19 protein-coding genes are annotated in these 23,215 nt (G+C 70.8%); 7 read left to right on the top strand and 12 right to left on the bottom strand.

Going from position 1 to position 23,215, the window contains the following annotated elements:
• Window positions 1-12: 12 nt before the first annotated feature.
• Together O7632_RS26130 and O7632_RS26125 are read right to left on the bottom strand one after the other, a co-directional pair.
• Window positions 13-1,368 (bottom strand): Hsp70 family protein, encoded by a 1,356-nt coding sequence (locus O7632_RS26130; protein ID WP_278118048.1) that lies wholly within the window; start codon window positions 1,366-1,368, stop codon window positions 13-15.
• Window positions 1,352-3,436 carry an Hsp70 family protein gene (locus tag O7632_RS26125; protein WP_278118047.1) on the bottom strand — a complete coding sequence of 695 codons (2,085 nt, stop codon included), beginning with the start codon at window positions 3,434-3,436 and terminating at the stop codon, window positions 1,352-1,354. The genes O7632_RS26130 and O7632_RS26125 overlap by 17 nt, the downstream gene beginning before the upstream one ends.
• 382 nt (window positions 3,437-3,818) lie before the next feature.
• Between O7632_RS26125 and O7632_RS26120 the strand changes: the two genes are divergently transcribed.
• Complete coding sequence (locus tag O7632_RS26120) at window positions 3,819-4,409, top strand: TMEM165/GDT1 family protein (RefSeq protein ID WP_278118045.1); 591 nt, start codon at window positions 3,819-3,821, stop codon at window positions 4,407-4,409.
• A 143-nt stretch (window positions 4,410-4,552) separates the two neighbouring features.
• A complete protein-coding gene (locus O7632_RS26115; RefSeq protein WP_278118043.1) occupies window positions 4,553-4,945 on the top strand; it encodes a cupin domain-containing protein in 393 nt (130 codons plus the stop codon).
• 61 nt (window positions 4,946-5,006) lie between these two features.
• Here O7632_RS26115 and O7632_RS26110 read toward each other — a convergent pair whose 3' ends face one another.
• From O7632_RS26110 to O7632_RS26080, 7 genes are all read right to left on the bottom strand, one after another.
• Window positions 5,007-5,522, bottom strand: a complete 516-nt coding sequence (locus O7632_RS26110) for a hypothetical protein (protein WP_278118042.1) — start codon at window positions 5,520-5,522, stop codon at window positions 5,007-5,009.
• Window positions 5,523-5,544: 22 nt separating this feature from the next.
• The gene (locus O7632_RS26105) at window positions 5,545-6,096 is read right to left on the bottom strand and encodes an ATP/GTP-binding protein (protein ID WP_278120407.1); all 552 of its coding nucleotides are present in this window, start codon (window positions 6,094-6,096) and stop codon (window positions 5,545-5,547) included.
• 139 nt (window positions 6,097-6,235) lie between these two features.
• Window positions 6,236-6,724: a DUF742 domain-containing protein gene (locus O7632_RS26100; protein ID WP_278118041.1), complete on the bottom strand. Its 489-nt coding sequence runs from the start codon at window positions 6,722-6,724 to the stop codon at window positions 6,236-6,238.
• On the bottom strand, window positions 6,721-7,200 hold the full coding sequence (locus O7632_RS26095; protein ID WP_278118040.1) for a roadblock/LC7 domain-containing protein: 480 nt from the start codon (window positions 7,198-7,200) through the stop codon (window positions 6,721-6,723). Before O7632_RS26095 ends, O7632_RS26100 begins: the two co-directional genes overlap by 4 nt.
• Window positions 7,197-9,857: a nitrate- and nitrite sensing domain-containing protein gene (locus O7632_RS26090; protein ID WP_278118038.1), complete on the bottom strand. Its 2,661-nt coding sequence runs from the start codon at window positions 9,855-9,857 to the stop codon at window positions 7,197-7,199. Before O7632_RS26090 ends, O7632_RS26095 begins: the two co-directional genes overlap by 4 nt.
• A complete protein-coding gene (locus tag O7632_RS26085) occupies window positions 9,844-11,217 on the bottom strand; it encodes a hypothetical protein (protein ID WP_278118036.1) in 1,374 nt (457 codons plus the stop codon). The genes O7632_RS26090 and O7632_RS26085 overlap by 14 nt, the downstream gene beginning before the upstream one ends.
• Before the next feature lie 337 nt (window positions 11,218-11,554).
• Window positions 11,555-13,081: a trehalase family glycosidase gene (locus O7632_RS26080; RefSeq protein WP_347403604.1), complete on the bottom strand. Its 1,527-nt coding sequence runs from the start codon at window positions 13,079-13,081 to the stop codon at window positions 11,555-11,557.
• 194 nt (window positions 13,082-13,275) lie between these two features.
• Between O7632_RS26080 and O7632_RS26075 the strand changes: the two genes are divergently transcribed.
• The gene (locus O7632_RS26075) at window positions 13,276-14,061 is read left to right on the top strand and encodes an aldo/keto reductase (protein WP_278118034.1); all 786 of its coding nucleotides are present in this window, start codon (window positions 13,276-13,278) and stop codon (window positions 14,059-14,061) included.
• 122 nt (window positions 14,062-14,183) lie between these two features.
• Here O7632_RS26075 and O7632_RS26070 read toward each other — a convergent pair whose 3' ends face one another.
• On the bottom strand, window positions 14,184-15,329 hold the full coding sequence (locus O7632_RS26070; protein ID WP_278118032.1) for a cellulose binding domain-containing protein: 1,146 nt from the start codon (window positions 15,327-15,329) through the stop codon (window positions 14,184-14,186).
• A gap of 275 nt (window positions 15,330-15,604) precedes the next feature.
• Window positions 15,605-16,396: an IclR family transcriptional regulator gene (locus O7632_RS26065; protein ID WP_278118030.1), complete on the bottom strand. Its 792-nt coding sequence runs from the start codon at window positions 16,394-16,396 to the stop codon at window positions 15,605-15,607.
• A gap of 132 nt (window positions 16,397-16,528) precedes the next feature.
• Between O7632_RS26065 and eda the strand changes: the two genes are divergently transcribed.
• From eda to ctaD, 4 genes are all read left to right on the top strand, one after another.
• Window positions 16,529-17,188 carry a bifunctional 4-hydroxy-2-oxoglutarate aldolase/2-dehydro-3-deoxy-phosphogluconate aldolase gene (gene eda / locus O7632_RS26060; protein ID WP_278118029.1) on the top strand — a complete coding sequence of 220 codons (660 nt, stop codon included), beginning with the start codon at window positions 16,529-16,531 and terminating at the stop codon, window positions 17,186-17,188.
• Between the two features lie 106 nt (window positions 17,189-17,294).
• Entirely contained in the window at window positions 17,295-18,437 is a 1,143-nt protein-coding gene (locus O7632_RS26055) for a sugar kinase (RefSeq protein ID WP_278118027.1), read from the top strand.
• Between the two features lie 203 nt (window positions 18,438-18,640).
• Window positions 18,641-19,756: an FAD-dependent monooxygenase gene (locus tag O7632_RS26050; protein WP_278118025.1), complete on the top strand. Its 1,116-nt coding sequence runs from the start codon at window positions 18,641-18,643 to the stop codon at window positions 19,754-19,756.
• A 219-nt stretch (window positions 19,757-19,975) separates the two neighbouring features.
• Window positions 19,976-21,736, top strand: coding sequence for a cytochrome c oxidase subunit I (gene ctaD / locus O7632_RS26045; RefSeq protein ID WP_278118023.1), 1,761 nt, complete (start codon window positions 19,976-19,978; stop codon window positions 21,734-21,736).
• Window positions 21,737-21,800: 64 nt separating this feature from the next.
• Here the strand turns inward: ctaD and O7632_RS26040 are convergent, their stop codons facing one another.
• Window positions 21,801-23,039, bottom strand: a complete 1,239-nt coding sequence (locus O7632_RS26040) for an MFS transporter (protein ID WP_278120405.1) — start codon at window positions 23,037-23,039, stop codon at window positions 21,801-21,803.
• Window positions 23,040-23,215: the final 176 nt, after the last annotated feature.

Here is a 23,215-nt window from a genome sequence, read left to right as displayed (position 1 = left end):
GCGGCGTCCGGGTCAGGACGTGCTGAGGGCCAGCCACTGGTGGCTGGCCACCTCGCTGCCCGGCGGGACCAGCAGCCGATCGATGGTGCCCGGGGTGGCGGCCACCAGGTCCCACAGGGTTCCACCCGCGAGCCGTACCCGGGCCAGCGGGGTCCCCGCCGGATAGGGCTGCCCCGGAACGATCAACCAACGCAGCAGCTGGGCCCACCCGCCGGGCAGGACGAAGGAGAGCGGAACCATCTGACTGGTGTCGGTCGACGCCCGGATCGTGCGCGGGCCGCTGCGCGGCAGCCACCGCGCGGCACCCAGCACCGTCGCCAACTCCGGCTCCTCGACCTGACGCAGCGGCCGCCCGAAGGCGTGGTGCACCGCCTCGGCGACGGCGGGCATCCGGGCTCCGCCGCCGACCAGCAACACCGAACCGAGCCCGGCCGGCGGTACGCCGAGTTCGTCGAGCAGTTGCCGACAGCAGGCGATGGTCCGGTCCAGCAGCGGAGCCGCCAACTCGGCGAGTTCCGCCCGGGTCAACCGGTACGCCGGAGTGTCCGGCAGCAAGAAGTCCTCGACCGTCGGTGTGTCACTGAGCTGATGTTTGATCCGTTTGGCGAAGTCGGTGACCGCCATACCGAGCCGCAACGTCGCCGGTGCCGACTGGCTGTTGGCCGCGCTGACCAGCAGTGGTGCCAGCCACTGTTGGCCGTCGGAGTGGATCCGGTTGGCCAGCAGCGAGTCGATGTCGCGGCCCCCGCAGTCGTCGATCGCCGAATGCCCGAGGACTTCGTGCCAGCGTTCGTCGATCCGGACCAGAGCCGTGTCGAAGGTGCCGCCGCCGAGGTCGTAGACGAGCACCAGTTCACCGGGGACCGGCGGCGGTCCGGCGACCGGGGCGAACGCGGCGGCCACCGGCTCCGGCAACAGCTCGACCGGCCCGAGCCCGGCGGCCTCCGCCGCAGCGATCATCTGGGCCCGGCGGGGATCGTCCGGCCCGTACGACGCGGGAATGGTCACCACCGTGCGTCGCACCGGTGCGCCGTAGCGGCGTTCGGCCTCGGCCCGTAGCGCGGTCAGTACCGCCGCGACCTGCTCGATCGGGCGGAACCGCCGATCACCGAGGACCATCGGTACGTCGGCGGCCATGCCACGCTTGAACTCGGTCGCGTAGGCGGTCGGCTCGGAGCGTTTGCGGCGTTCGGCGAGCGCCCCGACGATCATGCTCTCGCCGTCCCAGTGCACCGCCGACGGCCAGGTCGCCGCGCCGGTCACCGGATCGGGCACCAGGTGACTGGTCTCGCCGACCACGACCGCCGCCGCCGACGACGTGGTGCCGAAGTCGACCACCAGGACCGGCTGGTCAGACATCCCAGACATCGATCAGGCTCCGCTCGTCCGATTCCCAGTTGGCCAGCAGGTGCCGGCTGTCGGCGCTGAACCCGACCCGGACCCGTTGCCCGGTCCCGCCCAGCACCCGGAACAGTTCCTGACCGGTCGACGCGTCGTGCAGCACGATCGCGGCGATGCCGTCCATCCCGGCCACCACGCCCGCCCGCAACTGCCCGTCCGGGCTGGTACCGGCGGTCGCCAGTCCTTCCGCCCGGCTGTGCTCGGCGAACTCCGGCATCCGCTGGTGCCAGTTGTCGTCGGTGATCCGGTCGACGCGGGTGCCGCCGCGCAGGTCCCACAGGGTGGTGACGGTCCGCCGGTACCGTCCGACGGCCCTGCCCCGCCCTTCGACGGCGGCCTGCCACCGGTTTTCGTCGACCAGCAGCCGATGCGGCTCACCGGGATCCCGGAAGCGGGCGGTGAGCTTGCCGGTCTCGATGTCCCACACCGAGACGAAGCCCTCGGTGTCCCAGGCGACGACTGACAACCGTCCGTCCGGGTCGATGAACACCCGGCCCCGGGAGTCCTGACTGGTGCCGTGGTCGGGCCGGAACTCGGCGAGCACGGTGTCGTCGGCGATCGCCCGCAGCCGTACGACGCGGGCGGACCGGTCGCACTCGACGAGGTTGAGCCGGTCCGGGCTGAGCAGCCACGAGCCGGTCGACTCCAGGTGCCGCCGCCGGGGTGGCGGCTGGCGCTGCAGAGCCAACGCGTCCTTGGCGCTGGCCACCACCAGCACCGGCCCGACCAGGTCACCGGGGGCGGACTGCTGCCCGAGCTGGCGGCCGTGCTGGGCGGCGGTGAGCTCGAAGACCCGCTCGTCGGGAGTCCGTACGTGGGCCAGCACCGCCCCCGCCGGGTAGGGCTCGCCCGGCGGCACGCACCAGCGCAGCAGCCGGGCCCGGCCGCCCGGGACCTCCCAGGTCGTCGGCTCGACCCGCCAGCGGGGCGGCTCGGCGACGATGACCCGGCCGGCCGCCCCGGCGGCGAACCGGGCGGCACCGCGCAGCACGGCGAGTTCCGGCTCCGGACCGCGCCGCAGCGGGTCGGTGCGTTCACCGCCGGTGCCGCTGAACCCGAGTCCGGCCTGCAACGTCGGGTGCACCGCCGGCAGATACGCCCCGCCGCCGGCCACCATCACGGCGGTGATGTCCGCCGGGGAGGCGCCGACTGTGGCCAGCACGTCCTGGGCGCTGTCGACCAGCCACCGCAGCGCCGGTTCGGCGAACGCGTCCAGCCAGCCACGGGTCAGTCGGTACGGCGGGGTCAGCGGGGTGAGATGGTCGACGACCTCCTCGGTGTCGACGAGCTGGTGTTTGAGCCGGCGGGTGAAGTCGATCGCCTCGTAGTAGGCCCGTAGTCCGGCGTCGCCGGGGGCGGCCAGCATCGGCTCCAGCCAGGACCGGCCCTCGGTACGCAGGTCGTTGATGAGCAGTGCGTCGAGTTCCCGGCCGGCGGCGCAGGTCTGCTGCGCCAGTTGCACCGAGTGGCTGCCGTACACCTGGACCACGGCCGTCGTCCAGGTGGCGCCGAGGTCGCAGACCAGCACCAGCGCGCCGGCCGGCAGGTCACCGTCGGTCAGTGGGTCCAGTGCGATGGCGACGGTGGCGGGGAGCAGTTCCACGTCGCGGAAGCCGGTCGCCTCGCCGATCGCGATCATCGCGTCCCGGCGGGGGTCCCCGGGCAGATACTCCGCGGGTACGGTCAGCGTCAGCCGATCGACCGGTCCACCGTAGAGTTGCCGGGTCTCCGCCCCGATCACGGTGAGGTAGGCGGAGAGCGCCTCGACCCCGGTCACCTCGCGATGTTCCAGCCACATCGACGCCTGGGCGTCGACCGCCCGCCGGGGGCCGTCGATGTAGCGTCGGGGGATCGCTCGTTTGCGCACTTCGGCTGGGGTGCCGACGAGGAAGCCGTCGTCGGCCAGGCAGACCGACGACGGCCAACTGGCGGCGCCGCTGGCCGGTTCCTTGACCAGGGTCGTCTGGTCACCGACGACCAGCGCCACCCGGGTGCCCGACGTGCCGACATCGACCACCAGGATTGGCTCGGTCATGGTCACGCCCTCAACAGGTATCGGCGATTGATGGTCCTGGAAGCTCCGGCATAGTGTCCGCGAGTGCCGCCGTCGCGTCCACCCTGGGCGATTGACGTGCACACAGCCGACGATGGTGAACGTAACGGAAACGCCCAGCGGAGGATGACCCGCCCCCGTGTTGTGTGTCACTAAGCCCACTCATCGTCCCCGAACCGGCTAGTCTCGCTTGCGGCGAGGGGGAGTAGCTCCCAACATCGCGGTCGACACACTGGTGCCCCGGCACCCGGCCGCGGCGACCCGGCGGCGGTGTCCGCCGGGTGGGCGAGACCTTCGACTCAGGCTGAACAAGCCGGGTCGAGGTCAGCGTGCCCGATCCGGCCCCGACCGGATGAGAGGCACCATGGACGGCTTTCTGGCCGCTACCGCGATCAGCTTCGGCGTCATCTTCGTCGCCGAGTTGGGCGACAAGTCGCAGTTGATGGCGTTGACGTTCGCCACCCGATTCAAGTTGTGGCCGGTCCTGATCGGCATCACCGTGGCCACCGCCGTCGTGCACCTGGTGTCGGTGGCCATCGGGTACGGGCTCGGCGTCGCCCTGCCCACCGGCTGGATCGCGCTCGCGGCGGCACTGGCGTTCTTCGGGTTCGGGGTGTGGACTCTGCGCGGCGATTCGCTCAGCGACGACGAGGCCAGCCGGGCCCGCCGTACCACCGGTTCGGCGATCATGGCCGTCACGGTGGCCTTCTTCCTGGCCGAGCTGGGGGACAAGACCATGCTCGCGACGATCACCCTGGCCACCCGGCACGGCTGGTTCGGCACCTGGCTGGGCTCGACCCTGGGCATGGTGGCCGCCGACGCGCTCGCCATCGTGGTCGGCCGGATGCTGGGCAAGCGCCTGCCCGAGCGGGTGATCGCCTACGGCGCGGCGGCGCTGTTCTTCCTGTTCGGCTGCTGGCTGCTGGTCGAGGCGATCGTCGAGCTCGCCGGGTGAGGCCGACTGGTAGAGCGAGGCAGAGCGACCGGCCGGACGGTCCGGTGAGTCCGACCGGCAGTGCGGCCGAGGCACCGCCCGGTGCGCTGGTGCGGCGCGTAACACAGGCGTACCAACCCACAGAAGTGGGTAGGTTTGGGGGCATGGAGCACTTCACGATCGCCACCGTCGCTGAGCAGAGTCCGGACTTCCGGCGGGTGCTCTGGACCGGTGCGCACACCCAGCTTGTGATCATGACCATTCCGCCGGGCGGCGAGATCGGCGAGGAAGTTCACGAGGACATCGACCAGATCCTGTCGTTTGTCAGTGGGGTGGGCGAGGCGGTGGTGTCCGGCAAGCGGCGCAAGGTGGCTCAGGGCGACCTGGTGGTCGTACCCGCCGGACATACGCACAACTTCCTCAACACCGGGCCGAATCCGCTGGTGCTCTACACCGTCTACGGACCGCCGGAGCACGCCGACGGGGCCGTGCACCGCACCAAGAAGGAAGCCGACGAGGCGGAGGAGTCCGGCCGCGACGAGCCGCCGTCCTCCTGACCCGCGCAGGTTCTGCCCGTCCCTGCTCGACCCGGTCCAGCCGCTGGCTCGCCGCCGGGCATCAGCCGTCGGCGGCGCCGTTGAGCAGGGACGGATCCTGCCGGATCAGTTCGGCCAATCGGGCCGCCGGGCTGTCCGGGGTGTTCTCCGTCCGTGGTGGCCACTCCGGCGGGCCGCCCGCGGTCGGCATGCCCAGCGCGGCACCACCATCGGCTACGCCGTGGCCCGCTACGCCGTGGCCGATCGCGCCACTGCCGTTCGGCACGCCGTGGCCGATCGCACTGCCGTCCGTCGTGACGTGCCGCGTGGCCGACGGCAACGCCCCCGGACCGGCCGGACCGGTGACGGTGAGCTGGATGTGCCCGTCCTGGTTGGCGATCCGCAGTTCCACCGCCTGACCGCCGTTTTCCAGCCGGACCGTCGCCAGCAGCCCGGGGTGACGCTCCACCACTTGGCGGACCACGGCGGCGATCTCCTGCGCGGCCGAACTCGTCCGGTCGTTGCCCTGGTTGACCCGCCTCTGCAGCTGGTCACGGCGGGCAAGTCGGGCGAGCGCGTCGTCCAGATCCCCACGCATCCGTTCTCCCTCTGTTACCACCTCAGGATGGCTGACTCCTTACCGCTCGGTCCAGCGCGCGGTCCAGAACTACCAGCAGGGCGTCGCGTACGGACAGCCGATCGCGCGCGTCGAACGCCACCACCGGTACGTGCGGAGCCGTCGCCAGCGCCCACCTGACCTCGTCAATGCTATGCCGCAGTTGTCCGTTGAAGGTGTTCACACCGACCACGAACGGCAGCCCGGCCCGTTCGAAGTAGTCGACGGCGGGATAACAGTCGTCCAGTCGGGCGCTGTCCACCACGACGAGCGCCCCCAGGGCACCCCGGGCCAGGTCGTCCCACATGAACCCGAAACGGGCCTGACCAGGGGTGCCGAACAGGTACAGCTTGAGGCTGTGGTCGATCGTCACGCAGCCGAAGTCCATCGCCACGGTCGTCGTGGTCTTGGCGGACTCCGGGCCGGGGTCGTCGACGCCGACCGAGACGGCGGTCATCTCCGCCTCGGTGGTCAGCGGTGCGATCTCCGAGATCGCGCCCACCGTCGTGGTCTTGCCGACGCCGAACCCACCGGCGATCACGATCTTGACCGGGATCGGCGCGGTACGGCGTGGAACGCCATGCGTCGGCTCGGTACGGGGCGCCGCCCGGTGCCGGGCGCCGGCGGGTGCGGTGCCGACGGGTGCTGTGCCGACGGGTGCGGTGCCGACGTCGGATGGTCGACTGGTCTCGCGGTCAGGAGATGGCACGTAGTCCACGGATCACTCGCAGGATGGTGTCGGCATCGGCGGAAGCCTCGACGTCGGGTACGTGCACGTCGAGATGGGCGGCAGCCCGCAGGTCGCCGACCAGGACCCGGGTCACGCCCAGGTGCAGCCCGAGTCGGGCGGAGATCTCGACCACCGAGATCGGCTCGGCGGCGAGCGCGACGATCGCCTGCGACTCGGGCGACAGATCGCGTACCGCAAGCCCCGGCGGGACGTTATCCGGGGCACGTGCGGTGACCTGTGTCTCCAGTCCGATGTCGGGGTCGGCACCGGTGACCCGGCCGGCGGTCAGCACGAAGGGTCGCAGCCCGGGTGCCTCGTCGTCCGCCGGCCAGTCACCGCCCGCCGCTTGGCCGCCGGGCCCGCGCCGGTCGTCCTCCGACGGGGGAGTACGCAGGTAGGGGCGGACCCGCGGCGGGGCGTCGATCGGCTCGTCCGCCCCGTACGGCGGCGTCACGACTGGACGGCGTTTTTCAGTTCGGCGATGAGCCGGGGGGTCAGCGCGCTACCGGCCCGCCCGGCGAACAGTGTCATTTCGTACGCCACCGTGCCCAGGCTGGCCGAACGGTCGGCGATCACGCCGAGCACCGAACCGCTGCTGATCGAGCTGACCAGCAGGTAGCCGTCGGCCATGTCGACCACCACCCGGTTCACCGTGCCCAACGAATACCAGTTCGCCGCGCCACCGGCCAGGCTGGTCATTCCGGACACCACGGCGGCCAGCCGCTCGGCGTTGGAACGGTCCTGGATCGCCGACATCGCCATCAGCAGACCGTCGGAGGAGACCGCGATCGCCTCCCGGACGCCGGCGGTGCTGGAGGTGAACGAGTCCAGCAGCCAGTTGAAGGTCTTCGCTTCGGCGCTCAGCGAGGCGTTGGACCCGGCCTGCTGCCCGGGGTGTTCGGCGGTGTCTGGCGGGTAGGGACTGGTCATCGGATTCCTTCGTCGTCGCGGTGATGATGGTTGGCGATGATCTCGGAAAGCGCGCGGTGGACGCCCGATTCGAACTCCTCCATGGCGTCCTTCGCGGCCTGCGGGTCGGGCGGCCAGGGCTGGCGTGCCGCGCTGCCCAGCGCCGACGGGGGCGGTTCCGGCAGGCTGGCACCCGGCACCCGCTGGGTCAGGCGGGGCGTCCCGCCCGGCGTCGGGTCCTGGGTCACCTGCCGCTGTGCGCGGCGTACCCCGGCTTCGAACTCCTCCAGCAGGGCGCGGGCGGCGGCCGGGTCGGTCACCGGTGTGCCGGACGGGGTTGGCTGTCCGTCTCGGCCGCCCGGCGTGCTGTCGGGACCTCCCGGTCCGTCGCCGCTGCCAGCGGCGGAGAAGGCCGCCTGGTCGGCGGGCTGGTCGACGGAGGTGGCGGTGCCCACCGGGTGCTGCGCGCCCGGAACGCGTCGCCGTAGTTGAAGCCGGCCCGCCGGCGGCGGTTCACCAGCCGAGCGGGCCGACTCGGCCGGCCTGATCGCCGGCGTCGGCACGGTGGACCGGCTCGTCGGGCCGGCCGGAGCCGCGAAGGCGTTCCACGGCTGACCGATGCCCAGCGTCCGGGTGGCGCGTTGCAGGGCGGCGGTGTCGAAACCCGCCAATCTGGTCGGGAGCGCCGGCACGGCGGAGGCAGGCACGGCCGACGCGGGTACGGCCGACGCGGGTACGGCCGAGCTGGTGGTCGTATGGGCGGAGGGCGGCTGGCCCGACTGGCTCGGCCGGGTCGCTTCGGGCGGCAACACCACCAGCTCCGGCCCCAGGTCGATGGTGACGGTGACACCCCCGCCGGGGGTGGCGGTCAGGACGACGTCGATGCCGTGCCGGCGGGCCAGCCGGCCGACGACGAACAGCCCCAGCACCTCGGTCGGCATCAGGTCGAGGCGCTCCCGGCGGGTCAGTCGGGCGTTCTCGTCGGCCAGCCGCCGCTCGGACAGCCCCAGTCCACGGTCGACCACACTGATCCGTAGCCCACGGCCGGTCGACACCGTCGTGACGGTGACCCTGGTGTGCGGCGGGGAGAAGACCGTGCCGTTCTCCATCACCTCGGCCAGCAGCAGCACCAGGTCGGCGATGACCGACGGCGCGATGGCCGGGCCGGCCGGTGCCTGGACGTCCACCCTGGTGTAGTCCTCGATCTCGCCGAGAGCGAGGCGGACGACGTCGGACACCGGCAGCGGTGACATGTGCTCCTCGGCGCCACCGGCACCGGAGAGCACCACCAGGCTGCCGGCGTTGCGGCGCAGCCGGCTGGAGACGTGGTCGAGGCGGTACAGATGCTGCAGACGCCGAGGGTCGGTCTCCTCCCGCTCCAGCCGGTCGATGATCGCCAGCTGTCGACTGACCAAATTCTGGGTACGCCGACCGACGTGACCGAACATCTGCGCCACGTTGCGACGGCTGAGCACCTGACGTTCGACCAGCCGGGCGGCGGTGACCTGCACCCGCTCGAAGGCTCGGGCGAGGTCGCCGATCTCGTCGGTGGCACTGATCTCGACCGGATCCAGCCGTACCGGATGGGGGGTTTCGATGTCGTCGTCGGCGACCCGGACGAGTTCGGCCTCGGCGATCCGGGCCATCCGGTCGGCCGACGAGGTCAGCCGGGTCAGTGGCCGGGCGACCGACCGGGCGATGATCAGGCTCAGCGTGACCACGGCGAGCAGCACCATCAGGACCAGGGCGACCACCCCGTACGCGGTCAGTAGGATCTGTTGCTGCCGGCGGGCGACCTCGACCGTGACGTCGATGACGATTTTGCGTTCGACGAACCGGCCGAGGGCGATCAGCGACTCCAACGAGGGGTACAGCGTCTCGACGGTCAGCCCGGCCAGCGCGGCGGTGGGATCGGCGTCGAATCCGTCGCTGGCCCCGCTCTGCGCCTGGGCGGTGAAGCCCCGGCCGAGTCGCTGGTCGAGCGCGTTCTCCACCAGCTCGTAGAGCGCGAGCTGTTCGGGGGTGGCGAAGCGGCCGAACCGGCTCGCGTTGTCCTGCGCCGACATCAGGCTCATCGCGTACTGGGTCGCCGCTGCGGGGCTGCGCTCACCGACCACGACGAGCATGTGCGTGGCGCCGGCGCTGATCGCGTCGTCGAGGCGCAGCGCGGCGTCCAGCGCGACGATCTGGCGCCCTTCCGAGGTCGTGACGTCTGCCTCGTCGACCAGCCGCAGACCGTCGATCAGCCGGCGGATCACCGTCCCGTAGCCGGCCATCACCTCGTCGGTCGCGGCGGACCCGGCGAGCACTCCGGCGCGGACGCCGTCGAGTCCGTCGACGGCGGCCACCGCGGCCGCGAGCTCCGGGTCGAGTTCGGCTCCGAGGTCGGCGCGGATGTCTGCGGCCCGGTCGCGTACGGTCGCTTCCTGCAGCAGCACCTGCGGCCGGTCGGCACCGCCGAGCAGGTGCCCGACCAGCAGGAGGCGTTCCTGCTCCAGGTCCTGGATCAGTGAGCCGACGCGTCCACTGAGCTGCATGGTCCGCAGCGTGTCGGCGGCCCGCCCGGCGAGGGCGACCCGACCTACCACGACCGGGACGGTCAGCGACGCCACCGCGACGAGCGGGATCAGGACCAGCAGGGCCAGCTTGCCCCGGATGCGGAGTCTATCGAGTAGCACCTGTCGGCCCCCACCGTCCTGTGTCGGGACCGGCTGAACCGGTGCCTGTACCGGGGGTGCCGGCGGCGAGCGGGACCGTTGCGAGGTCCGGCCATCGGGATGCTCGGTCCGGTCGCGCGCCGACGTGGTCCGAGCCGCCGACGTGGTCCGAGCCGTCGGCGTGGTCGGAGCCGTCGGCGTGGTCCGGGTCGCCGCCGCTGGTCGTCCGGCCGCCGCCGCTGGTCGTCCGGCCGCCGCCGCTGGTCGTCCGGCCGTCGTCGGGGTCACCGGCGGCGGTGCCGCTCGGCCGGCCACCCCCGGTGTCCGACCCGGTCCGCGCGTCTGCGGATCCGATGTAAGTGATCACCACCGGTACGGCGGCGAGCAGGAGCGCCAGGACGAACGCGCCGACCGCGATCCACTGGCCGCGCCGCAGGTCACCGAGCCGTTCGGCGACCAGACCGTCGAGTTCGGTCAGCAGGGTGGCGGCCAGTTCGGCGGCGGAGTCCTGGGCCTCGACCCGCAGCTGCCCGAGAGCACTGAGATCGGCTACGGCGTCCGGGTCGCGGCCCGCGTTGTCGCCGCTGGCCGAGCCCAACACCGCGTCGACCGCGGCGATCGTGTCGACGCTGCGCTGGAACCGGTCGACCTGGGTGAGCAGATTGCTGCTCAGGGTATGGCTTTCGGTGCTTTCCACCGCAGCCTGGACGTCGCTGGCGAGGTCGCCGGCCGGCGACAGTACGTCACCCAGGGCAGCGGTCAGTTCGACCAGGGCGAGGCCCCGTTCGGTTTCGGTCCGGCTGGGTAGCAGCACCGCCAGATCCGCGAGGCGTCCGGCCGCGACGATCGCCTCCGGTAGTTCCTCGGCGGCGGCGTCCTGCAGGTGGTAGGTGTCGCCTTCCGGGTCCCGGATGAGGTTCGAGCTTTCCCGGACCCGGGCGTACTGGGCCAGGAGCAGGTCGGTGGCTTCGCGGTAGGCGGCGTACGCGTCGGCCGGGTCGTCGAAGCTTCGGCCGGGCAGTGCTTCGACGGCCGACCGGAGCGTGCTCCACCGTTGTCGTGCCCGGAGGGATTCGCCGAGCTGGTCGTCCACGTCGTTCACCGCGTTCACGGCCCGACCGATCGTGTCGCGGTCGACCGGCTGACCGGCGACGGCCGCCGATTGCGCGTCGACCAGCGCCACCGTGAGCTGGTTGAGTGCGTCGAGATAGGAGATTCCGTCGCGTTCCCGTTCGGCGAAGGCGACGTCCGCGGCGGTGCCGCGCCACAACTGGACGAACAACAGACAGACCGGCGCCAGGAGCAGTACGGCGAGCCCGGCTCGAAGGAACGGACGGTCGAGCCGTGGTCTCCTGTGTGCGGCGTTGTGTGCAGGATGCATCGCCCACCCCCCTGGCGGTCGCAGCGAATGGCGGGAGATGGCACGTCGGGCGTCAGATCGACGCCGGCAGCGGTGCCCGCCGGCAGGGAAGATAGATGCCGTGGGGATCGGCTGGAACCGTCCGTGAGGCCTCCTGTCGCTCACCGTACGGTGAAGGAGACCTCACGGTACCCGGGCTGTCACGCGCGGCTATTTTCCGCCGAGGCGCAAACGTTTTCTGACCATTTTGCGAGATAGCTCGGAATCAACGGCATCTGCAGATGAGCGGACGAACGGGTACCGGTGGCCGTCGGAGTGTCGGATCGGCGCTGCTCGACACGGCTCCAACGGCTGTCAACTAGCCGATACTCTGGGCGAGGGGTGACGCCTCGACGGTGGTCGACGAATCGGCCAGGAGATCGAGGACCAGCGCGGCCGTCCAACTGAACGCGGCGGAGCCGACACCGTCACCGGTCGTCGGGTGGAAGTACTCGTAGTAACCGGACCGACGGACCAGTTCCAACATGGCGGTCCGCAGCTCGGCGGCCTGAGCCGGTCGGCCGTGTGCGCGCAGCCCCCGCCAGAGCAGCCAGTTGATGTTGATCCAGACCGGCCCGCGCCAGTAGCGGACCGGATCGAAGTCGGCTGCCGTACGGTCGTAGCTGGCCACCGGCATCGTGGCCGACAAGCCGAAGTGCTTCGACTCGGCCGCGGTGATCAGCGCGGCCACCCGCTCCGCCGGCAACTCAGCCAGCAGTAGCGGCACCAGACCGTTCACGCACCGGGCCGAACCGAGCCGCCCGGTGCGTACGTCGCGGGTGTGGTAGAGCCCGGTCCGGGGGTTCCACAACCGGTTGTCGATCGCCCGCGTGATGCGCCGGGCCCGCCGGAGATGAGGAGCCGGGTCGACGCCGATCACCGCCGCGATGTCCGCGAGGGCCTGCTCCGCCGCGCCGAGCAGCGCGTTGAAGGTGGGGCACTCGACGATGAACGCGTGCCGGTCACGCAGCCCGTCGTCGTGGTAACCACCGTCCCGGTACGCCAAAGCGAGCGCGATGAACCGGGCGTAGTCCTCGTCGGTCGGTCGGTGCGCGGCGGCGGCCACCCGGTTGTCGTGCCGGTTCCGGCCGGCGAGTACGCCGAGGTCCACGGGTACGGCCGCCAGCGCCTCGTCCCAGGCGGGACTGTTGTCCAGGCCGGACTCCCAGGGGTGGACGATGCTGGCCAGTCCGCCGCCGCCGACGTCACGGGCGCCGAGCAGATAGTCCTGGGCGGCGACCAGTCGAGGGTAGAACCAGCGCAACTGGTCCACCGACCGGGCGTCCGGCCGACGCTGGTAGGCCGCCCAGACAGCGAGCGCGTGGGCGGGCGGCTGGACGATCCCGGTGCCGTCGGGATGTCCGGGCCGTAGCTGCGGCACCTGCCAGAAGCCAGGACCAGGGAAGTAGTCGCGTTCGGCGACATCGGGGTCGAAGACGATGTGCGGCACCCGGCCGTCCGGCCACTGGGCCTGGAACAGGTTGCGCAGGTCCTGCCAGGCCCGGTCGGGGTCGACCCGGGCCAGGCCGATGCTGATGAAGGCGGCGTCCCAGCTCCACTGGTGCGGGTAGAGGGTGCGCGACGGGACCGTGTGCGTCCGGGACCAGTTGGCGTCCAGCACCGCGCGGGCCATGTGCCACAGATCGTCGGTGCTTCGTTCGTCAGACCCGGCGGCGGCCGTGGCAGTGGTGGCGGCGGCCGTGGCGGTCGTGGCGGCGGCCGTGGCGGTGGCGGCGGCGGTGCTGAGTGGCGGGGTGGTGGGGAATGGCGGGCTGGTGGTGGTGAGTGGCGGGGTGGTGAGCGGCTCGGCGGTGGTGGTGGTCGTCGTGGTGCTGATGTTGCTCATGATCCGTCCTGATCGGTGTCCGGCCCCGGTCGTGGCCGGGTTTCCCTCCCGCTTGGCGCGGGACGGTAACGACGAATGTACGCGCGGTGAACAGCGTGGGGGATCGACGGCGATGCCGGTACCGTCTGTCGGCTACTTGACGCCGGTCGTTTCGGAGAGGTATATCCGCTGCTCAGAGCGGGTAGCACCAGCCCATGACAGCGCGTGTTGAGCAAGCGGTCGTCTCTCTCGGCCCCGGCGTCGACATGCCGGTGCTCGGATTCGGCACCTGGCAGGCAACCGGACAAAAGGGCTATTCGGCGATCCGGGCCGCGCTCGACGTCGGCTACCGGCATCTGGACACCGCCACCATGTACGGCAACGAGGCCGAGGTGGGCCGCGCGATCAAGGACAGCGGCGTACCCCGCGACGACGTCTTCGTCACGACGAAGCTGCCGCCGGATCGGGTCGGCCGGGCGGAGGAGACCCTCGCGGCGAGCCTGGCTGCCCTGGACACCGACTACGTCGATCTCTGGCTGATCCACTGGCCGCCCAGGGGCGGGGAATCGGTGCCGACCTGGCGGGCCTTCGTCGCGGCGCGCCAGGCCGGTCACGTCCGGGCGATCGGGGTCAGCAACTACAGCCTGGCGCAGATCGACGAATTGGCCGATGCGACAGGTGCGGTGCCGGCGGTCAACCAGGTTCCCTGGGGTCCGACGCTGCACGATCTCCGTACTCTGGTCGAACATCAGTCCCGAGGGGTCGTGCTGGAGGGTTATAGCCCGTTCCAGAACACCGACCTGGACACCCCGCTGCTGGTGGAGATCGCCGACGCCCACCAGGTCAGTCCGGCACAGGTGGTGCTGCGCTGGCATCTGCAGCACGGCATCGTGGTGATCCCGAAGTCTGTCACGCCGCAGCGGATCGCTGCCAACGCCGACGTCTTCGATTTCGAACTGACCGACGGCGAGATGGCCCGGATCGACGACCTGACCGAGTGAGATCCGGGTGGACCGCGGACCCGACCCGGGTGAATCGCGGACCCGACGCGCCACGGGCACGGGTCGTGCCGAGGGCGGGTGACGGATCCGCGATTCGCCACCGGGGCGTCACGGTCAGTCGGTCAACCGGTGGCGCAGGTCGTGCCGTTGAGGGTGAACCTGGCGGGTGACGAGTAGGAGCCGCTGTAGGTCGCCTGGTAGCCGAAGGAGGCGCTGGCGTTCGGTGCCAGGCTGCCGTTCCAGCTCAGGTTACGGGCGGTCACCGACGACCCGCTCTGTGACACGGTGGCGTTCCACGCACTGCTGATCGTCTGTCCGGAGGGCAGCTGGTACGCCAGGGTCCAGCCGTTGATCGTGCTGGCACCGGTGTTGGTGATCCGTACCTCGGCGGTGTAGCCGTTGTTCCAGGTGTTGGGCGTGTAGCTGACCCGACACCCGCCGCCGCCGGGTGGCGGGGTGGTGGGTGGTGGTGCGGTGGTCGGCGGCGCGGTGGTCGGCGGCGGCGCGCCACCGGTGTTCACCGTCGACGAGAACGAGTTGACCGCGAGGCCGGTGCCGCCGTTCCACGGCTCGAAGCCGGCCTGAACGCTGGTCAGGTACCAGGAGTTGGTGATCTGTCCCCGGTTGCGCACGTCGTTGACGAAGGCCATCACGTCGAAGTTCCAGCTGCTGGACGACGACTGGGCGAGGTAGGAGACGACATTGTTGCTGCCGTTGCTACCGGTCCAGACCTGGAAGCTGCGGCCGGCGATGGTGGTGTTGCCGACCGGCGAACCGATCGGTTGGATCGAGCCCTGCCGGTGGAACCAGATCATGATCTCCATCTGGCTGACGCCGTCGGTACGGGGCGTCGGGTCCAACCAGATGTCGTACGACGCGTTGTAGGTGCCGTTGCCGACGTACGAGTAGTTGATGCTCGTCGGCGCGCTGCTGATCCGGCTGACCTGGATCGGCAGGTTGGTCCCCGGAGAGCAGTTCGTGTAGTGGCAGCCGTAGAAGACCGACGGGTAGGAGACCGGTGCCCCGTTCGTCGGTGAGCTGCCCTGCTGGGAGGTGATGGAGAAGCCGGAGCTCGTCACGTTGATGCACTGCTGGGCGGTGGTGCCCCAGCGGTTGTTCTGCACGACGTAGCGGCCCTGGATGGTGGTGGAGCCGTACTGCTCGCAGATCACCGTGTCGGCCTGGGCGGGCGCGGCGGTGACGACTGCGATCATGCCGCCGGCCAGCAGCAGACCTGCTGCCGCCACGGCGCGGATCGGACGTCTCATGGTGCTCCTTGGGTTCCGTGGAGTCGGTGACCTCGGGGTCGGTGCGGTTCGCTGCGGTCGGTGGCCCGGGGGCCGATGGACGCGATCTGTCTGGCGTCGCGGGAGCGCTCCCATTGACGTTAAGACACATTTACATGTGTGAAAAGCATCCGCAACGCGAGCGCTGGAAATCGATGTATCGAACCCGACCGTGATTGGCCCCGGTGCCGTTCAGGTACGCGAACGCCGTGCCGAATCCAGGCCGGTCGGTCTGTCCCGGTCGACCACGCGACGGGTCAGGTCGTGACCAGGCCCCGGGCGGCTCGCACCTGGCTGGCGGCGACCCGCAGGCCGGCCACGATCCGTGCCTCGCCGGCCGGATCGATCCGGCCGGACGGGATGGACAGGCTGATCGCGTCCGTGGCCGGCGAGCGCAGCGGCATCGCCATCGCCAGACAGACGATGCCCTCGGTGTTCTCCTCGCGGTCGACCGCGTACCCACGGATACGGATTTCGGCGAGCTGGGCGTGCAGGTCGTCGGGTTCGACGACGGTGCGCCGGGTCAGCCGGGGCAACGGCCAGGTCAGCAGCCGGTCGACGGTGTCGTCGGGGTACTCGGCCAGCAGCGCCTTGCCCAGGGCGGTGGCGTGCGCGGGGAGTTGCCGACCGATCGCGCTGTAGAGCCGAAGCGGATGGACCGACTCCCGTTTGGCCATGTAGACGACGTGCGGCCCGTCCAGCCGGCCCAGGTGGACGGTCTCCCCGAACTGTCGGGCCAGCTCGTCGAGGACGCCGTCCAGCAGGCCGACCGCGTCGTCGGCGGCCAAATAGGCGGCCCCGACCTGCAGGGCCCGTACGCCGAGCCCGAAGCGGGTGCCGGTGTCGTCGGTCTCCACCCAGCCGCGCTGCGTCATCGTGCGCAGAATGCCGTGCAGGCTGCTCTTGGGTATGCGCAGTTCGCGGGACAGGTCGCCGAGTGACCGTCGGCCACCGGCGGCGGCCAGTGTTTCGAGTACCTCCAGCGTCCGGCCGGCGGACTTCACCGGCTGGAACCCCTCGCGCTCCGGCAGGTCGTCGCGCACCGTCATGGTCGTCACTCTAGCCACGTCGGCCGTCGGGTTGACAGCGTTGGTACGCCCGGTAGGGTCACGTACGTGACCAACGTTCAAGATGCTGAACAGCGATCGGATGCCGTAGTGGGGGCTGGCGTGGAGCCGGGCGTGGCAGCGGGGGCAGGAACGGACATCGTCACGGCTATCGGTGCCGCCCGCATCCTGCCGGTCGTGGTGCTGGAGGAGCCCGCCGGCGCCGAGCCGCTGGCCGCCGCGCTCGTGGCCGGTGGCCTGCCGACCGCCGAGGTGACCTTCCGGACCGCCGCCGCCGCCGAGGCGATCGCCGCGATGTCCGCCAACCCCGACATGCTGGTCGGCGCCGGCACCGTCCTCACGGTCGAACAGGTCGACGCGGCGGTGCGGGCTGGTGCCCGGTTCGTGGTCAGCCCCGGATTCGGTCCGGCGGTCGTCCGCCGCTGCCGGGAACTCGGCGTACCGGTGTTCCCGGGGGTGTCCAGCGCGACCGAGATCCAGCTGGCGCTCGACGCGGGCCTGGACACCGTCAAGTTCTTCCCGGCGGAACAACTCGGCGGGATCGGCATGGTACGGGCCCTGGCCGCGCCGTTCCGGTCGGTGCGATTCATCCCCACCGGCGGGGTGCACACCGGCAACCTGGCCGACTATCTGGCCCACCCGGCGGTCCTCGCCGTCGGGGGCACCTGGATGGTCGCCCCCAAGCTGCTCGCCACCGGCGACTGGGCCGAGGTGACCCGGCTCACCGCCGCTGCCGTCGCCGCTGCCGCCGCCGGCAGTCAGTCCCAGCCCTGACCGGTACGGCACCCGGAGCCGACCCGGCCGGTCTCGGCCAGTCCCAGCCCTGACCGGTACGGCACCCGAGTGACCGGTCTGGGCCATCTCTTGACGAGGAGTTTCGATGTCTGATCCGCAACCGGCCGGGCGGCGACCCGCCGACACCGGGCCGTTGAGCCCTCGGCCCGCCGAGGAATGCCGCTACGACCTGGTCGCCCTGGGTGAGGTCATGCTGCGGCTCGACCCTGGTGAGGGTCGGGTCCGCACCGCGCGTACCTTCCGGGCCTGGGAGGGCGGCGGCGAGTACAACGTCGCGCGTGGCCTGCGGCGCTGCTTCGGACTGCGGACCGCGGTGATCACCGCGTTCGCCGACAACGAGGTGGGTCGCCTGCTGGAGGATCTGGTCCTGACCGGTGGCGTCGACACGTCCCTGGTGCGCTGGATGCCGTACGACGGTATCGGGCGCGGCGTGCGCAACGGGCTGAACTTCACCGAACGCGGCTTCGGGCTGCGGGGCGCGGTCGGCACCTCGGACCGGGGACACACCGCCGCCAGCCAACTGCGTCCCGACGACGTCGACTGGGACCACCTCTTCGGCGCGCTCGGTGTCCGCTGGCTGCACACCGGGGGGATCTACGCGGCGCTGTCGGAGACGACCCCCGACACGATCGAGGCGGCCATGGCGGCGGCCCGCCGGCACGGCACGATCATCTCCTACGACCTGAACTACCGGCCGAGCCTGTGGAAGGCGATCGGCGGACAGGCCCGGGCGCAGGAGGTCAACCGCCGGCTGGCCGGGTACGTCGACGTGATGATCGGCAACGAGGAGGACTTCACCGCGAGCTTGGGGTTCGCCGTACCGGACACCGACGAGAGTCTGACCGAGTTGGAGGTCGGCAACTTCCAACGGATGATCACCGAGGTCGTCCGGGCATACCCGAACTTCCGGGTCGTCGCGACGACCTTGCGTACGGTGCGGACCGCCACAGTCAACGACTGGGGAGCGATCGCGTGGTCGGCTCCGACGGGATTCGTCGAAGCTACGCACCGTGCCGGTCTGGAGATCCTGGACCGGGTCGGCGGCGGGGACAGTTTCGCCTCCGGTCTGGTGTACGGGCTGCTGGAGAAGGGCGACCTGGCCTTGGCGGTGGAGTACGGAGCGGCACACGGTGCACTGGCGATGACCACACCCGGTGACACCTCGATGGCCAACCTGGCCGAAGTGGAGTCTCTGGTCGGCGGCGGGGGCGCCCGCGTACAACGCTGAACAGCTACGATTTCCGCCAGTGGATGTTGCCAACACGGTGCCGAGTCGGTGGCGGAGTCGGTCGATTCAACCGGATTGTCAGGGTGCCGTAACCGCAGGATCCGCGCGGAACAAGTGGGTGGGATGGGCCTACCGCGGCAGTGTCGCCGGCAGTAGTCTCTTGGCTTCAATGAGTGTCTATTCCCCCGGAGGCGGCGCGGACTATGGCTCAAGCACCCGTGCGCGTGCTCATCGTCGGTGCCAGCGTCGCCGGTCTGGCATTGGCCCGTGCGCTGCGGTTGGCCGGTCTCAGGCCCACAGTGGTGGAGAAGCTCCCACCATCCGTTGTGGCCGGTGCGGGGATCTTCCTGCCCGGTAACGCGATCCGGGCGCTACGGGAGCTCGGCCTGGACGGCCCGTTGCGCCCGCTCGGCGCGGTCATCCGCCACCAACGCTTCCTCGATTCGGCCGGTCGACAGCTGTGCGCGGTCGACCTGGACCAGTTGTGGGACGGCGTCGGCGAGTGCCGCGCGTTGCCCCGAGCCGACCTGCACCGGGTGCTGCTCACCGGGGCCGGCGGCGAGGTCCGCCACGACACCGAGGTGTGTGACCTGGAAGTCGGCGACGAGACCACCAAGGTCGCCTTCGGCGACGGATCGTACGCCGAGTACGACCTGGTCGTCGGTGCTGACGGGCGTCGCTCGACGGTGCGCCAGTTGGCCGGACTCGGCGGTGCCGCGCACCCGGTGGGTCAGATCGTCTACCGCAGTGTGGTCTCCGGCGGTCCGGAGATCACCGAATGGACCGGGCTGCTCGGCCAGCGGGCCGGGATCGTGGTGATGCCGATGGGGTACGGCCGGCTCTACTGTTACGCCGACGAGGCCCTACCGGCTGGCTCGGCGCCGCCGGCCGACCCGCTCGTCCGGCTCCGGGACCTTTTCGGCGAGTACGGCCATCCGGTGCCGGCCGTCCTCGAAGCGGTGGAAAAGGTGCAGGTGGCGGTCACCGACGAGGTCGAGTTGTCGGCCTGGTCCCGAGGCAACGTCGTGCTCGTCGGTGACGCGGCGCACGCCACCGCGCCCACCCTGTCGCAGGGCGCCGCGATGGCCCTGGAAGACGCCCTGGTGCTCGCCGAGATGGTGCGGACCCGTTCGTCGATCGCCGAGGCGCTCGCCGGCTACGAGAGCCGGCGCCGGCCACGTACCCAGTGGGTGCTGGACCGGACCCGTGACCGCGACCACACCCGCGACGTCAGCCCGGCCCTGCGCGACCCGCTGTTGCGCAGCAGAGGCAGCACGATCTTCCAGGAGCACTACCGGCTGCTGATCGACCCGGTGTAGATCCGGGTCCCGCTGCCCCTGGGCGGCGCCGCCCAGGGGCAAGGCGGGCCTGGTCGGACCGTACCGTCGGGTCGTGGTGTCCCGGTCCGGCGCGCCGTCGGGGGGTCCTGGCACCCGGCGTGCGGACCCAGGGTGAGCGGGGACTATCCTGCCTGCGAGGCACGGCCAGCGGATCATCGGCGCGAGTGCCGTGGGATCGACGAGAACCGGAGGCCATTCGTGACCACCGTCGCACCGAAGCCGATCGCCACCCGACCGTTCCCGGTCCGGGAGCCGGTCCGGGGCTCGGCCATGGCGCGGCTGCTGCGTACGACCGACGCGAAGCAGATCGGGATCATGTACATGGTCACCGCCTTCGCGTTCTTCATGATCGGCGGCCTGATGGCGTTGATCATGCGTGCGGAGCTGGCCCAGCCGGGGATGCAGTTCCTCTCCCCGGAGCAGTACAACCAGCTCTTCACCATGCACGGCACGATCATGCTGCTGTTCTTCGCGACGCCGATCGTCTTCGCGTTCGCGAACTACATCACGCCGATCCAGATCGGCGCTCCGGACGTGTCGTTCCCCCGGCTGAACAGCTTCGCTTACTGGCTGTACCTGTTCGGCGGGACGCTCGCCATGGGTGGCTTCCTCACCCCCGGCGGTGCCGCCGACTTCGGCTGGTTCGCCTACGTGCCGCTGAGCAGCGTCGAACACTCACCCGGGGTCGGCGCCAACATGTGGATCGTCGGCCTGGCGATCTCCGGTCTCGGCACCATCCTCGGCGCGGTCAACATGATCACCACGATCCTGACCCTGCGGGCCCCCGGCATGACCATGTTCCGGATGCCGATCTTCACCTGGAACATCCTGGTCACCAGCCTCCTGGTGATCATGGTCTTCCCGCTGCTGGCCGCCGCGTTGTTCGCCCTTGCCGCCGACCGCATGCTCGGCGCCCACGTGTACGCCCCGGAGACCGGCGGTCCGCTGCTGTGGCAGCACCTGTTCTGGTTCTTCGGCCACCCCGAGGTCTACATCGTCGCGCTGCCGTTCTTCGGCATCATCAGCGAGGTCATCCCGGTCTTCTCCCGTAAGCCGATCTTCGGTTACAAGGGTCTGGTCGGCGCGACCATCGCGATCGCCGCGCTGTCGATGAGCGTCTGGGCGCACCATATGTTCGCCACCGGGCAGGTGCTGCTGCCGTTCTTCAGCTTTCTGAGCTTCCTGATCGCCGTACCGACCGGCATGAAGTTCTTCAACTGGATCGGCACCATGTGGCGGGGACAGATCAGCTTCGAGACGCCCATGCTGTGGGCGATCGGCTTCCTGGTCACCTTCCTTTTCGGCGGCCTGTCCGGCGTGCTGCTGGCCAGCCCACCGATCGACTTCCACGTCTCCGACTCGTACTTCGTCGTCGCGCACTTCCACTACGTGCTCTTCGGCACGATCGTGTTCGCGGTGTTCGCCGGCATCTACTTCTGGTTCCCGAAGTTCACCGGCCGGATGCTCGACGAGCGGCTGGGCCGGGTGCATTTCTGGCTGACCTTCATCGGCTTCCACACCACCTTCCTGGTGCAGCACTGGCTCGGCAACGAGGGCTTTCCCCGCCGGTACGCCGACTACCTGGCCACGGACGGCTTCACCACGCTCAACATGATCTCCACGATCGGGTCGTTCGTCACCGGCATCTCGACGCTGCCGTTCCTCTACAACGTGTGGAAGTCGTACAAGGCCGGCCCGCTGGTCGACGTCGACGACCCGTGGGGCCACGGCAACTCCCTGGAGTGGGCCACCAGCTCCCCGCCGCCGCTGCGCAACTTCGACCGGATGCCCCGGATTCGGTCGGAACGGCCCGCATTCGACCTCAAGTTCCCGGAGCTGGCCGCCGGCCACCAGTCCGTCGCGGGCCCGCCGGAGGGCGGTGCCAAACCGCTGACCAGCGAGTCCGACGGCGGCGCCACCTACCAGGAAGACACCACGGCCAACGTCGACGAGCGCTGACCCGGACCCGGTCGGTCGATCACCCCGGTCGGTCGATCACTCCGGAATCGGCGCAGGTCGGTCATCAGGCGAGATCGGCGGCGGCGGACAGCCGCCGCCGATCCGCGACACCCCGCCGTCGCCGCACCTGCGCCGGCAGCACCAGCAGCGCGACCAGCGAACCCACCACGCCGATCGCGGCGAACCCCCAGGCCGGCCCGGCGGCGTCGACGACGGCACCGGTGAGCGGGGCACCGACGGCCATGCCGATGGTCATCGCCGATCCGTGCAGCCCCATCGCCTCGCCCCGGACCGACACCGGCGCGAGCCGACTCACCGCGTCGGACGTCGCGGCGATCGTGGGCGCACAGAGCAACCCGGCCGGCAGCAAGGCCAAGGCGAGAGTCCACCACTGGCCGGCACCCAACCCCACCGGGATGGTGGTGACTGCCAGCAACGCCATCAGCCCGAACGGCGGCAACGGCCGCCGTACCGCACCGTAGGCGAATCCCCCGACCAGTGAGTACGCGCCCCAGGCCGCCAGCACCACGCTGGTCCAGGCCAGTTGACCGGACTCGCGTAGCGCCGCGACCAGCGCGACGTCGGTGCCGCCGAGCACCAGGGTGCTGGCCGCGCCGATCGCCAGCACACCGATCAGCCGTGCGGTCAGCCAGTCCCGGCGGGCGATCCGTTGCCCGGGTCGTGCCGGCGCCTCACCCGCACCCCGTACCGGCGGATCGATCCAGATCATCAGCAGCCCGGCGCCGACCAGGCCCGCGCCGACCGCGACCAGCGCGGCCGTCGGCGACACGGTCGTGGCGAGCAGCACCGCCAGCGCCGGGCCGATCATGAACGACACCTCGACGGACATCGAGTCCAACGCGTACGCCGGCCGGCGCCGATCGGCCGGGACCAGGGCGGCCAGCGACTGCCGGATCACCGAGAAGACCGGCAGGCTCAGCAGCCCGGCGACCGCCGCCGCCACCACCAACCCGAGATAGGGCAGCAGCGGGGCGAGCCCCCAGAAGGTCGCCTGCGCGCAGACCGACAGCAGCAGGACCGGGCGGAGGCCGTGCCGGTCGACCAGCCGGCCGAGCAGCGGCGCGCCGATCGCGGCACCGACGGTGATCGCGGTGGCCACCAGCCCGGCGGCGGCATAGCCTCGACCCAGTTCGAGCACCACGTAGAGGGTGAGCGACACCCCGGCGGCGGTGTTCGGCATCCGGGCCACGATCGAGATGGCGAGCAGCCGGGCGACGCCGGGCAGCGCGAGCGCATCCCGGTAAGGCGTCAGTGTCAACACGATCCGTACCTCCGGCGGGATCTTTCCCGCCGGGTACGACATCCGCCAGCCGATTTCGGCCCGGCCGCGCCGAACGTGACCGTACTCACCGACGACGTGGACCCGCCGACGAGGTGGACCGGGGACCGGCCCTCGACGTGGTGGACCGGGGACCGGCCCTCGACGTGGTGGCGGACCGGCCCTCGGTGGACCGGCCC

Source organism: Solwaraspora sp. WMMD406, from assembly GCF_029626025.1.
GTDB lineage: Bacteria > Actinomycetota > Actinomycetes > Mycobacteriales > Micromonosporaceae > Micromonospora_E.
Note: the sequence above shows the minus strand (reverse complement) of the source record. Positions and strands in the feature narration are given on the sequence as shown.